The sequence below is a fragment of the Stappia sp. TSB10GB4 genome, assembly GCF_900185745.1.
In the GTDB taxonomy this organism is placed as follows: Bacteria; Pseudomonadota; Alphaproteobacteria; order Rhizobiales; family Stappiaceae; genus Stappia.
In genome coordinates this window covers 1-12,584 of record NZ_FYAV01000037.1, presented here as the reverse complement: position 1 = coordinate 12,584, position 12,584 = coordinate 1, and the positions used below count along the sequence as shown (strand labels likewise).

Genomic DNA, 12,584 nt, shown 5'->3' with positions numbered 1-12,584 from the left:
CCAGGCAATTCTTTCTGTCCAAAGTCTTCAGCCCTTGTCCCGCGCCGGCGCGCCGCCCCGCTCGGCAAGCCGCGCCAGCGTCATCATCTCGCGGAACCAGACCTTTACCGGCTTGGCCGGCACGCCGCCATAGCGCGCCCCGGCCGGCACATCGTCCTCGACCACGCTGACGGCGGCGATCTGCGCGCCCATGCCGATGGTGACATGGCCGCGCACGCCGGTCTGCCCGCCGATCGCCACATAGTCCTCCAGCGTCGCGCTGCCGGAAATGCCGACCTGCGAGACGATGACGCAATGGCGGCCGATCACCACGTTGTGGCCGATCTGGACCTGATTGTCGATCTTCGTTCCCTCGCCGACGATGGTGTCGCGATTGGCGCCGCGATCGACCGTGGTGTTGGCGCCGATCTCGACGTCGTTCTGGATGATGACGCGGCCGATCTGCGGCACCTTGAGGTGGCCGCCCGGCCCCATCGCGAAGCCGAAGCCGTCCTGCCCGGTGCACACGCCCGGATGCAGGATCACCCGGTCGCCGAGCAGCGTGTGCTGCAGCACCGCATTGGCGCCGATGCTGCAGTCGCGGCCGATGCGCACGCCGGCGCCGATCACCGCATTCGCCTGCACGCGGGTGCCCGAGCCGATCTCGGCCCCCGGCCCCACCACCGCGCCGGCCTCGACGGTGACGCCGTCTTCGAGCCGCGCAGAAGCGTCGATGCGCGCATGCGGCGAGACGCCGGCCCCCGTGCCGTCGAGCGCGACGGGACGCATGGCAGCGGGATAGAGGCGCGCGAGCAGCAGGCCCCAGGCCTTGTAGGGCTGGTCGGCAACCAGCGGCACGACGCCGTCCGGCACCTTGTCCGCATGTTTACGCGCGACGATGCAGGCGGCAGCCACGGTCTGCGCCAGCATCGGCAGATATTTGGGATTGTCGAAGAAGACGATGTCGCCGGCCGAGGCATCCTCAAGCGGCGCGACGCCGGACACCCGCACCTCCCCGCCGCCGCGCGGCAGGTCTCCCCTCACCCATTCGGCCACCGTCGCGAGATCGACCGGATCGAAGGGGGCAAAGAAACTGGGATCGCTCATCGTCTTTCCAATGCTTGGGTCCCACAATGAATCCGGCCGCCGAATGTCGGCGGCCGGCTTTCAACACGAGACCGTCGGCGCGATCAGAAGCGCGTGCCGCCGCCGATGCGGAAGAACTGCGTCCGGTCGCCCGTTTCCTTGATGATCGGCCAGGCGAAGTCCGCCCGGATCGGACCGAAGGGCGAGGCCCACTTGATACCGAAACCGGCCGACACGCGCGGCGCGAAGCCGTTGGACTGAACCGTGGCCGGGGTCGCCCCGCCGCACCCGGCGACGACGCAATTGGTGATCGCCCGGTCGGCATCCCACAGGGCGCCGAAATCGGTGAACACGGCGCCCGACAGGCCGAGCTCGCGCGGCAGGCCGAGGATCGGGAACTCGGCTTCCGCGTTGGCATGGACATACCAGCGGCCGCCCAGCGAGTTGCCGGTGTGCGAGTCGCGCGGGCCGATGCCCTGCATCTCGAAGCCGCGCAGCCAGCTATCGTTGTGCTGGAACTGCTCGGACGAGCGCAGGTCCTTGCCGAGGCCGTTGAGATAGCCACCGCCGGTGCGCAGGATGCCGATCACGCCCCACTCGGGCAGGATCTCCTTGTAGGCGCGGGCGTCGACGGTGGTCGACAGGTAGCGCGAATTGCCGCCGACGCCGGCGAAGTCCTGCGCGAAGGCGACGTAGAAGCCGTCGCGCGGATCGCGCTTGCTGTCGCGGGTGTCATAGACCAGCGAGTAGCCGATCGACGAGGTCAGGTTGCGGCCGAGCGAGGACTGCAGACCGCCGGACAGCGAGGTCGGGGTCTTCCAGGTCAGCTTCTCGTCGAAGACGCGGTAGATCAGGTTCAGCCGCAGCTCGTCGTCGCGCAGCGGCAGACCGAAGGCGACCGAGCCGCCGGTGGTCTTGCTGTCATAGGCGCGATAGTCGTTGCGCTTGTAGTCGCGGCGATAGACGTCGAGCGACAGCGAGATGCGCCGGCCGAGGAAATACGGCTCGGTGAAGGCGAACTCATAGGCGCGGGTGGACGAGCCGGCGCCGACCTTGGCGCGCACGAACTGGCCGCGGCCGAGGAAATTGCGCTCCTGCAGCGTGATGTCGCCGATGACGCCGTCCGAGGTGGAATAGCCGACGCCGAAGCCGATCTCGCCGGTCGCCTGCTCCTCGACATCGACATTGACGACGATGCGATCCGGCGAGCTGCCGCGCGAGGTGGAAATGCGCACGTCCTTGAAGAACTGCAGGTCCTTCAGCCGGCGCTCGGCCTTGTCGAGCAGCACGCGGTTGAAGGCATCGCCCTCGGCGAGGTCGAACTCGCGGCGGATGACATATTCGCGGGTCCGGTCGTTGCCGCGGATGTTGATCCGCTCGATATAGACGCGCGGCCCTTCCTCGACGAAATAGGTCAGCGAGATCTTGCGGTTCTCGTAGTCGCGGGTGGCGCGAGGACGGATCTGCGCGAAGGCATAGCCCTGGCGCGACACGTCGAGGGTCATGTCCTCGAGCGTCTTCTCGACCTCGAGCGAGGAATAGGTGCGCCCTTCCGAGGTGCGGATCTTGCGGCGCAGGCCGTCCGGATCGACATCGCTCAGCGTGGTCTGCAGGTCGATCTCGCCATAGGTATACTGCTCGCCCTCTTCCACCGTGAAGGTGACGTAGAAGACGTTCTCCTCGCGGTCGAGGTCGGCGACCGCCGAGATGATGCGGAAGTCCGCATAGCCATGGCGATAGTAGAACTGGCGCAGCATCTCCTGATCCGCGTCCAGACGGTCGGGATCGAAGGAATCGGTGGTGCGCAGGAAGCTCAGCAGCCCGCTTTCGCGGGTGCGGATCACGTCGCGCAGGCGGCCGTCGCTGAACTTGCTGTTGCCGATGAAGGTGATGCGCTCGATGCCGGTGCGGTCGCCCTCGTTGATCTCGAAGACGAGGTCGACGCGGTTGTTGGAGCGGCTGATGATCTTGGGCTCGACGGTCGCGCGGTAGCGACCGGAGCGCCGATAGGCCTCCAGCACGTTCTGGACGTCGGACTGCACCTTGGCGCGGGTCAGCATCGACCGCTCCTCGGTCCGCACCACGCCGCTCAGCGTCTTGTCGTCGAGACGGCGATTGCCCTCGAAGGAGATGCGGTTGACCATCGGGTTCTCGGTCACCGTCACCACCAGCGAGCCGCCCTGCTGGTTGATCGACACATCCTCGAACAGGCCGGTCGCGTAGAGCGTCTTCAGCGACTCGTCCACCTCCGCCGGCCCGAAGGCGCGGCCGGGCCGGATCGTCAGGTAGCTCTCGACGGTCGAGGCCTCGATACGGGTGTTGCCGCGAACGACGATCCGATTGACCACCGCCGCGGCGGCTTCATCGACCCCGAGGCCGGCAAAGTTCCACGGCAGGATCGGGGCCACACCGCTCATCACGGCCGCCACCAGGATCGTTCTGGTCAGGTTCTGCACACGCTGCATAAGGACGCTTCGCCTTCGCTTTTCCGCCAAGCCCTTGATATGTCGCCGGAGGCGACAGGCAAGGCGGTCGAGATTCTCTATATCCGTCAGTCGTTTTACAGGCTTTTGGACCGGACGCAACCGCCCAGAGTCCGCAAATCCCGTTTCCCGCCGGATCGTTGCACCTGCGACACGCTCCCGTATCTGTCCCCGCCTAGAGGGAACTGAGATGGAGCACGTCGTTCCATGTCGCGAACACCATCAGGAACAGCACGATCGCGATACCGATGCGGAAACCGTATTCCTGCGCCCGCTCGCTGAGCGGCTTTCCGCGCAGCGCCTCGGCCGCGTAGAACAGCAGATGGCCGCCGTCGAGCATGGGGATCGGCAGGAGATTGAGCAGGCCGATGCTGACCGACAGCACCGCCGTCAGATTGAGCAGCGCGGCGAAGCCGAGCGTCGCCACCTGCCCGGAAATCTGCGCGACGCGGATCGGCCCGCCGAGCTGGTCGGCGGATTCGCGCCCCGTGACGATGCCGGCGAGATAGCCGGCGGTGCGCGTCACCACGAACCAGGTCTCGCGGCTGCCCTCGACGACGGCCTCCACCGGGCCGAAGCGGCGCACCACCACATCCTCCTGGCTGGCGCTGCGGCTGACGCCGAGCAGGCCGATCGACTGGACATTGCCGAAACGGTCGGTGATCTCGCGCCGCTGCGGCGTCACCTCGATGGCGACCTGCAGGCCGCCGCGATCCACCAGCATGGTGAGCTGCTCGCCGGCGCTGACGCTGACGATGCGCTGCATCTCGGCGAAGGTCTGGATCGGCTGCCCGTCGATGGCCAGGACCAGGTCGCCCTCGGCAAGGCCGGCCTCCTGCGCGGCGCTGTCCGGCTGGACGGCATCGACGCGCGGCGAGATCTCCGGCCGGCCGAACAGACCGAACAGCAGGGCGAAAATGGCGATGGCGAGAAGGAAATTGGCGATCGGACCGGCAGCGACGATGGCCGCGCGGCGCGACACCGGCTTGGTCTGGAAGGCGCCGGCGCGCTCTTCCGCGCTCATGCGGCCAAGCGCCTCCTGGTCGGGCACGCTCGCCTCGTTCTCATCGCCCGCGAACTTGACATAGCCGCCGAGCGGGATGACCGAGAGCTTCCAGCGGGTGCCGTGCCGGTCGGTGCGGCCGAACAGTTCCGGGCCGAAGCCGACCGAGAACGCCTGCACCCGCACCCCGCACCAGCGCGCCACCAGAAAGTGGCCGAGCTCGTGGAAGAACACCACCACGGTCAGCACGAACAGGAACGGCAGCGCGTAGCCCGCGAAAGACCCGAACAGCGATCCGATCAGTTCCATGTCATCTCCTTGCCGGGTCGGCAGTGTCGTCCCTGCGTGTTAACAACCCGTTCCCGGCCGCCGTCCATGACGGTTGACCGGTCCTTGCCGCAATCGCCTCGAGCGCCCGGCCGCGGGCGATCCCGTCGATCCCAAGTACGTCGTCGACGCAGGCCGGCTCGACGAGGTCGCCGGCGGCCGCCATGCGCTCCAGCACGGCCTCGACCGTCGCCGCGATGTCGAGGAACCCGATCCCGCGATCCAGGAAGGCCCTGACGGCGATTTCGTCGGCGGCGTTGAGAGCGGCCGTCGCGGCCGTCCCCGCGACCATCGCCTCGCGGGCGATCCGCAGGGCCGGAAACCGCAGCGGATCCGGCGCCTCGAAGCTGAGCGTTGCCAATGCGGCAAGATCAAGGCGCTGCGCCGGCGTCGCCATGCGGCGCGGCCAGGCGAGACAATGGGCGATGGGCGTGCGCATGTCCGGCGCGCCGAGCTGGGCGAGCAGCGAGCCGTCGCGATACTGCACCATGCCATGCACCACGGACTGCGGATGCACCAGGACCTCGAGCTGCTCCGGCCCGAGCGGAAACAGGTGCGACGCCTCGATGATCTCGAAGCCCTTGTTCATCATCGTGGCGCTGTCGATGGAAATGCGCGCGCCCATGCTCCAGTTGGGATGGCGCAGCGCCGCCTCCGGCGTGACGCCGCGCATCGCCTCCAGCGACAGGGTGCGGAACGGCCCGCCGGAGGCGGTCAGCGTCAGCTTCTCGACCTGGTCGAGATTGCCGCGCTCCAGCACCTGGAACACGGCATTGTGCTCGGAATCGACCGGCAGGATGGTGGCGGAGGCCCCGCGCGCGACCGCCATGAACAGATCGCCGGCGCAGACCAGGCACTCCTTGTTGGCAAGGGCGATGGTGGTGCCGCGAGCCGCCGCCGCAATCGTCGGCTCCAGCCCCGCCGCCCCGACAATGGCCGCGATCACCATGTCGGCCGGCCGCGCCGCCGCCTCGCGCACCGCCTGCGGCCCGGCCGCCGCGGTGATGCCGCTGCCGGCGAGTGCGTCCTTCAGCCGCTGATAGGCGGCGGGATCGGCAACCACCGCATGCTCGGCACCGACCGCGATGGCGGCGCGCGCCAGATCCTCGGCCCGGTCGTTGGCGGTGAGCGCGACGACATGGAAGCGCTCGCGATTGCGCGAGACGAGGTCGAGCGTCGAGCCGCCGATGGAGCCGGTCGCGCCGAGCACGGTGAGGCGCAGGGGCGGCAAACCCGCCTGCGGCCCGGCCCCGGTCGTCGCGATGCTATCCGCGCCTGTCTTCAAGACATCAATACCCCTGCAGCGCGATCACCGCGCCGACCGGATCGGCCAGCGAGCCGGCCACCGCCGCCGCCACCAGATAGCCGAGCACCCCGGCCCCGGTCAGGCCGTCGACCCGGTCCATCACCCCGCCATGGCCGGGAATGAGATGGCCGGAATCCTTCACGCCGAAATGCCGCTTCAGGGCGGATTCCAAGAGGTCGCCGGCTTGCGAGAACACCGAAAGGATGCCGGCCGAGACGATCCACAGCGCCGCCGGCGCCCGCCCGACCAGCGCCGCCGTCAGCGCCCCCACCACGAGGGCGGCGGCAAGCCCGCCGAGCGCCCCGCTCCAGGTCTTCTTCGGCGACACCCGCACCCAGAGCTTCGGCCCGCCGATCCGCCGTCCGGCGAAATAGGCGGCGATATCGGTCGACCATACGACGGCGAACAGGAAGAGGATCATGATCACCCCGTCCGTGCCGAGCCGGAAGGCGATCAGCACGACGCCGGTCAGCCCGGCATAGAGGACGCCGGTCCCCATCCAGCCGATCGCAGCGATGCCCGACACCTGCCCCCAGACCCAGAGCAGCGCGGCAACCGCGAAGGCAAGGCCGACGGCCAGCGGCACAAGACCGAGCGCCGCCGCCAGCAGCATGGCGCCGGTGCCGAGCGCTGCCAGCGCGACGGTGGCGCGCAGCCGGGTGGCGCCGACGATCACCGTCCATTCCTGCAGGAGGATCGCCGAACACAGCGCCGCGCCGGCGGCAAAGGCCCAGCCGCCGAACCAGGTGACCACCAGCACCGCCGGGGCCAGCAGCAGGGCCGAGACGACCCGCAGCTTCAATTCCGTCGGCCTGGGCCTGCCTCCCCCCGCGGCCCCCTTGGTCATCTGGCGACTTTCGCCGAGAGACCGCCGAACCGGCGGTCGCGGGCGGCATAGGCCTCGATCGCGCGGTCGAAGGCCGCCTCGTCGAAGTCCGGCCAATGCAGGTCGGGGAAGTAGAACTCGCTATAGGCGCACTGCCACAGCAGGAAGTTGGAGAGCCGCTGCTCGCCGCTGGTGCGGATGAGAAGGTCCGGGTCCGGCAGATCCGCCGTGTCGAGCCGCGCGGCGATTGCCGCCTCGTCGATGGCCTGCGGCGCGATACGGCCGGCAGCGACGTCCTCGGCAAGGGCGCGCATGGCGCGCACCATCTCGTTGCGGGCGCCGTAATTGAAGGCGACGACGAGGACCATGCCGGTGTTGTCGCGGGTCAGCGCCTCGCCCTCCTCGATCAGCGACAGGATCGAGGGCTCCAGACCGCTGCGCTCGCCGATCATCCGCACCCGCACGTTCTGGCGGTGGATCTCGGCAAGGTCGCGCCGCACGAAGCGCTCCAGCAGCGACATCAGGAAGCCGACCTCGGCCGCCGGACGGCTCCAGTTCTCCGAAGAAAAGGAAAAGATCGTCAGCACCTCGACGCCGCGCGCGGCGGCATGGCGGACGATCCGCCGCAGGGCGGAGACACCGGCCCGGTGCCCCTCGGTGCGCGGCAGGCCGCGCGCCACCGCCCAGCGGCCGTTGCCGTCCATGATCACGGCGACATGCCGAGGCACAGCGCTGCCGTCCCCGGGCTCGGCCGGGGCGGCCATGTCAAGGCCCGCCGTCACCGTCATGTCCTGCTCCCCGCCTCTTCGATCGGGCCGCGATCTTCGGATCAGATCTGGGAGATTTCTTGTTCCTTCTTGGCCAGCATCGAGTCGATCTCGGCGATCATCTCGTCGGTCATCTTCTGCACCTTGTCGGCGTGGACGCGGCTGTCGTCCTCGCTGATCGCGCCGTCCTTCTCCAGCTTCTTCAGCGTGTCCATGCCGTCGCGGCGCACATGGCGCACGGCGACCTTGGACTGCTCGGCGTATTTGTGGGCGATCTTGATGAGATCCTTGCGGCGCTCCTCGTTGAGCTCCGGGATCGGCAGGCGCAGCGTCGTGCCGTCGACCACCGGGTTGAGGCCGAGATTGGATTCGCGGATGGCGCGCTCCACGGCGCCGACCATCGACTTGTCCCACACCTGCACGGAAATCATGCGCGGCTCGGGCACGCTCACCGTCGCCACCTGGTTGATCGGCATTTCGGAGCCGTAGGCGTTCACCGTGATCGGATCCATCATGCTGGACGAGGCGCGGCCGGTGCGAAGGCCGGCGAGATCCGTCTTCAGCACGCCAAGCGCGCCGCTCATCCGCCGCTCGAGGTCGCCAAAATCGATACCCTGGTCCGCCATCTTGTCCTCACTTATTGAAGCGGCGCCCCGGAAGGATCCTCAGGGCGCGAAACCGTCGCGTCTTATTTCCATGACGGTGGCCGCAAAGGCAAGGCCTTACAGCCGCTTTTGCAGGGACGCCGCGCCGTCCGGCGGCTCTCCTAGTCGGAGATCACCGTATAGCGGCCGGAGCCGTTCATCACCTCGACCAGGGCGCCGGGGGTGCGAATCGAGAAGACGATGACCGGAATGGCATTGTCGCGCGCCAGCGCGATGGCGGTCGCGTCCATCACCTTGAGGTCGCGGCCCAGCACCTCGCCGGGGGTGAGCGTGTCGTAACGCTCGGCATCCGGCACCTTCTTCGGGTCGTCGGAATAGACGCCGTCGACGCTGGTGCCCTTCAGGAAGGCATCGCAGCGCATCTCCGCCGCGCGCAAGGCCGCGCCGCTGTCGGTGGTGAAGAACGGATTGCCCGTGCCGCCGGCAAAGACGATGACGTCGCCGTCCTCCATGTAGCGCTCGGCGCCGCGCTGGGTGAAGGTCTCGCAGATCGAGGGCACCGGCACGGCGGACAGGACGCGCGCGGGAACGCCGAGACGCCTGAGCGCGTCGGCCAGCGTCAGCGAGTTCATCACCGTCGCCAGCATGCCCATGTGGTCGCCGGTGACCCGGTTGCCGCCCTTGGCGGCGATGGCGACGCCGCGGAAGATATTGCCACCGCCGACGACGACGCCGACCTGGGCGCCGAGCGACACCGCCTCGGCGATTTCCTTCGCCACCCGGCCGACCGTCTCAGGATCGATGCCGAAGTCCTGCGAGCCCATCAGCGCCTCGCCCGAAAGCTTGACCAGCACGCGCCGCCAGCGGAGTTTTCCCGTCATTGTTCGTCTCGCCGTGATCTGGGCAGTGTGTCTTGACTGCACACGAAAACGCAAGCCGATCGGACGGACCGGCTTGCGCGCATAGAGGAAGGGCGCCGGAATGACCGGCGCCCCTTGAACTTAGCTGCCGACGGCCGCCGCGACTTCCGCGGCGAAATCGGTCTCTTCTTTCTCGATGCCCTCGCCGAGCGCATAGCGCACGAAGCCGACCAGCTTCACCGGCTTGCCCAGCTCCTTGGCGCAGGCCTCGACGGCCTGCTCGACGGTCTTGTCCGGATCGATCACGAAGGCCTGCTTCACGAGGGTGACTTCCTCGTAGAACTTGCGCAGGCGGCCCTCGACCATCTTCTCGATGATGTTCTCCGGCTTGCCCGACTCGCGCGCCTGCTCGGCAAAGATCTGGCGCTCGCGCTCCACGACCTCCGGATCGAGATCCTCGACGCTCAGCGACAGCGGATTGGTCGCCGCCACATGCATCGCGATCTTGCGGCCGAAGGCGTTGAGCTCGGCGGCATCGGCCTCGGACTCAAGCGCCACCAGCACGCCGATCTTGCCGAGGCTGTCGGCAATCGCGCTGTGGACATAGGTGGCGACGACGCCGGCCGGCACCGACAGCACGGCGACGCGGCGCAGCGACATGTTCTCGCCGATGGTCGCGATGGCGTCCTTGATCGAATCGGACACGGATACCGACGTCCCCGGGAAGGTCGCGCTGCCGAGCGCCTCGACATCGCCGCCGACCGCCAGCGCCGCCTTGGCGGTGCCGGAAACCAGCGCCTGGAACGCATCGTTGCGGGCGACGAAATCGGTCTCGGAATTCAGCTCGACGACGGCGGCCTTGGTGCCCTCGGCGGCGACGCCGACCAGGCCTTCGGCGGCAACGCGCCCGGCCTTCTTGGCGGCCTTCGCCAGGCCCTTGGTCCGCAGCCAGTCGATGGCCGCTTCCATGTCGCCGTTGGTCTCGGTGAGGGCTGCCTTGCAGTCCATCATGCCCGCGCCGGTCTTTTCGCGGAGCTCCTTCACCATCGCAGCGGAAATGCTCATAGATTGCCTCGTTGACGGGTTGTCACCCCGGCACCTGTAGCCGAGGCCATGCTTAAGAATGATGACAGATGCCGCCGAAAGGGCGGCAGCCGGCGGGACGGCCCCGCCGGGCACCGTGACGGCCGGCGGTCAATCGCCGCCGGCGCGCAACCTCTGTCAGGCCTGGGCTTCCTCGACCGCCTCGGCGGGCGCGGCGGCCTCGACAGCCTCGAGGACCGGCTCGACCGGAGCTTCCTCGGCGGCGCCGACATCAATGCCCATGCCACCCTGGGCGCGGGAGATGCCGTCGATGGCAGCGCGCGCGATCAGGTCGCAATAGAGGGTGATGGCGCGGCCGGCGTCGTCATTGCCCGGAACCGGGAAGTCGATGCCCTCCGGATCGCAGTTGCTGTCGATGATCGCGGCGACCGGAATGCCGAGGCGCTTGGCCTCCTGGATGGCAATCGCCTCGCGATTGGTGTCGATGACGAACAGCAGGTCCGGCAGGCCGCCCATGTCCTTGATGCCACCCAGGTTCCGCTCGAGCTTCTCGCGCTCGCGGTCCATGAACAGCCGCTCCTTCTTGGTCAGGCCGCTCGGATTGCCGAGGGTCTCCTCAAGCTTGCGCAGGCGCTGGATCGACTGGGAGATGGTCTTCCAGTTGGTCAGCATGCCGCCGAGCCAGCGGGCGTTGACATGGTACTGGGCCGAGCGGCGGGCAGCGTCGGCGACCGACTCCTGCGCCTGGCGCTTGGTGCCGACCAGCAGCACGCGGCCACCGGCGGCAACCGTGTCGGACACGGTCTTCAGCGCCTGGTGCAGCAGCGGCACGGTCTGGGCGAGATCCAGGATGTGGATGTTGTTGCGCACGCCGAAAATGTAGTTCCCCATCTTGGGGTTCCAGCGGTGCTTCTGGTGGCCGAAGTGGACACCGGCTTCCAAAAGCTGGCGCATCGTGAAATCGGGCAGGGCCATGGCCGTGCAACTCCTTGATTTTCCGGTTGTACCTCCGCAGGGTGTGACAGTGCTCACGCACCGACACCGGATGGACCCCGTCCGTGACGAAAACCGACCCTGCGTGTGGAATGCGCGCCTTATACTGGCCCGCGCGCCGCAACACAAGCCCCGCCGGCCGGCCTTTTGCCTCGCGTGCGGCGGGAAGATGCGGTTGGCGGGAGGCTGTTGCCCTGTTCCGGAGGCAGGTGAGTCGCGCCGGGTGGGGTCGGGAGAGGATGGGTGGGCGTGACCCTTTCTCAGGCGTCATCCCGGCCGCGCGTCAGCGCAGAGCCGGGATCCATTGGCACCCCCGGCAGGCATGAGGCGGGCGGGTAGCCCCCTCCCGGCTGTGGACCGACGATGGCTCCCTCCCCTCCTCGGCGTCTTCCCGGACGGCGCGTGAGCGCCGAGCCGGGACCGGGGAGGCAGGGCGCTTGTGGTGTCGTTCGGGAGCGCGGCCGAGAAGCTCTCGGCTCGCCGATCCCGGATCTCCGGCTGCGCTTCGTGCGGGATGACGCGGGGAGGAGTTGACGGGCTCCCGCAACCGCTCTGGCAGCCAATGGGCACCGGGTCGCGGCTGCGCCTTGCCCGGTGTGACGGCGGTGGGTGGGATGACGGCAGGGGACACTGTAGGGCCGCCCCCGAGGGTGGGGCGAGGTGGCGCCTCCCTCTCAGGAGTCAATCCCGGCCGCGCGTCAGCGCAGAGCCGGGATCCATTGGCAACCCCGGCAGGCATGAGGCGGGCGGGGAGCCTCCTCCCGGCTGTGGACCGACGATGGCTCCCTCCCCTCCTCGGCGTCTTCCCGGACGGCGCGAAGCGCCGAGCCGGGACCGGCGAGCCACGACGGTCGTGGCATTTTTCCGGAGCGCACCTCATACGCCCTCGGCTCGCCGATCCCGCATCTCCGCTGCGCTTCGTGCGGGATGACGAAGGAGGGGCTTGCGTGCGGGATGACGCGGGGAGGAGTTGACGGATCCCGCCGCCGCTCTGGCAGCCAATGGGCACCGGATCTCGCGATGCTCGTCCGGGGTTGTTCGTCTGAAGAGGTGGTAGAGTTTGGGCGGTCTCCCGGCCTGAACCGCCGGGAGACCAGTGGCAGGCGACCGGACCGGGGTTGGGCTTTCGCCCGTCGTCATCAGGGTCCCTGCCGCTTCCTTTTCCCGCTTGGAGAGTTGATGGGGCCTCTGGCCGACACCACGCCCGCGAACAATCCGAAGCACGATCAGGATACCACTGCCATGGCCTTTCTGGAACATGCCCCGTCCCACGTCGTCGGCATCGACGTGTCGAAGCTGACCCTT

The 12,584-nt window shown here is 68.4% G+C and carries 10 protein-coding genes; all 10 read right to left on the bottom strand.

The features are described 5' to 3' along the window. Positions 1-27: 27 nt before the first annotated feature. Positions 28-1,086 carry a UDP-3-O-(3-hydroxymyristoyl)glucosamine N-acyltransferase gene (gene lpxD, locus TSB10GB4_RS07055; protein WP_186395151.1) on the bottom strand — a complete coding sequence of 353 codons (1,059 nt, stop codon included), beginning with the start codon at positions 1,084-1,086 and terminating at the stop codon, positions 28-30. An 83-nt stretch (positions 1,087-1,169) separates the two neighbouring features. Continuing rightward, positions 1,170-3,530 (bottom strand): outer membrane protein assembly factor BamA, encoded by a 2,361-nt coding sequence (gene bamA / locus TSB10GB4_RS07050; RefSeq protein WP_186395150.1) that lies wholly within the window; start codon positions 3,528-3,530, stop codon positions 1,170-1,172. Positions 3,531-3,723: 193 nt separating this feature from the next. Then, positions 3,724-4,860: an RIP metalloprotease RseP gene (gene rseP / locus TSB10GB4_RS07045; protein ID WP_186395149.1), complete on the bottom strand. Its 1,137-nt coding sequence runs from the start codon at positions 4,858-4,860 to the stop codon at positions 3,724-3,726. A gap of 1 nt (position 4,861) precedes the next feature. Further along, the gene (gene dxr, locus TSB10GB4_RS07040; RefSeq protein WP_208984544.1) at positions 4,862-6,142 is read right to left on the bottom strand and encodes a 1-deoxy-D-xylulose-5-phosphate reductoisomerase; all 1,281 of its coding nucleotides are present in this window, start codon (positions 6,140-6,142) and stop codon (positions 4,862-4,864) included. A gap of 25 nt (positions 6,143-6,167) precedes the next feature. Beyond that, positions 6,168-6,986, bottom strand: coding sequence for a phosphatidate cytidylyltransferase (locus TSB10GB4_RS07035; RefSeq protein WP_244570840.1), 819 nt, complete (start codon positions 6,984-6,986; stop codon positions 6,168-6,170). A 41-nt stretch (positions 6,987-7,027) separates the two neighbouring features. Further along, on the bottom strand, positions 7,028-7,798 hold the full coding sequence (locus TSB10GB4_RS07030) for an isoprenyl transferase (RefSeq protein WP_186395147.1): 771 nt from the start codon (positions 7,796-7,798) through the stop codon (positions 7,028-7,030). Between the two features lie 41 nt (positions 7,799-7,839). Next, positions 7,840-8,403 (bottom strand): ribosome recycling factor, encoded by a 564-nt coding sequence (gene frr / locus TSB10GB4_RS07025; protein ID WP_186387969.1) that lies wholly within the window; start codon positions 8,401-8,403, stop codon positions 7,840-7,842. 140 nt (positions 8,404-8,543) lie between these two features. After that, positions 8,544-9,263: a UMP kinase gene (gene pyrH / locus TSB10GB4_RS07020; protein WP_186395146.1), complete on the bottom strand. Its 720-nt coding sequence runs from the start codon at positions 9,261-9,263 to the stop codon at positions 8,544-8,546. Between the two features lie 120 nt (positions 9,264-9,383). Further along, on the bottom strand, positions 9,384-10,307 hold the full coding sequence (gene tsf / locus TSB10GB4_RS07015; RefSeq protein WP_186395145.1) for a translation elongation factor Ts: 924 nt from the start codon (positions 10,305-10,307) through the stop codon (positions 9,384-9,386). Positions 10,308-10,463: 156 nt separating this feature from the next. Next, entirely contained in the window at positions 10,464-11,261 is a 798-nt protein-coding gene (gene rpsB, locus TSB10GB4_RS07010) for a 30S ribosomal protein S2 (protein WP_186395144.1), read from the bottom strand. Positions 11,262-12,584: the final 1,323 nt, after the last annotated feature.

What these genes read in the sequence shown, in the direction of transcription:
- lpxD (WP_186395151.1), bottom strand. Translation starts at nt 1,086, where the DNA reads ATGAGCGATCCCAGTTTCTTTGCCCCCTTCGATCCGGTCGATCTCGCG.
- bamA (WP_186395150.1), bottom strand. Translation starts at nt 3,530, where the DNA reads ATGCAGCGTGTGCAGAACCTGACCAGAACGATCCTGGTGGCGGCCGTG.
- rseP (WP_186395149.1), bottom strand. Translation starts at nt 4,860, where the DNA reads ATGGAACTGATCGGATCGCTGTTCGGGTCTTTCGCGGGCTACGCGCTG.
- TSB10GB4_RS07030 (WP_186395147.1), bottom strand. Translation starts at nt 7,798, where the DNA reads ATGACGGTGACGGCGGGCCTTGACATGGCCGCCCCGGCCGAGCCCGGG.
- frr (WP_186387969.1), bottom strand. Translation starts at nt 8,403, where the DNA reads ATGGCGGACCAGGGTATCGATTTTGGCGACCTCGAGCGGCGGATGAGC.
- pyrH (WP_186395146.1), bottom strand. Translation starts at nt 9,263, where the DNA reads ATGACGGGAAAACTCCGCTGGCGGCGCGTGCTGGTCAAGCTTTCGGGC.
- tsf (WP_186395145.1), bottom strand. Translation starts at nt 10,307, where the DNA reads ATGAGCATTTCCGCTGCGATGGTGAAGGAGCTCCGCGAAAAGACCGGC.
- rpsB (WP_186395144.1), bottom strand. Translation starts at nt 11,261, where the DNA reads ATGGCCCTGCCCGATTTCACGATGCGCCAGCTTTTGGAAGCCGGTGTC.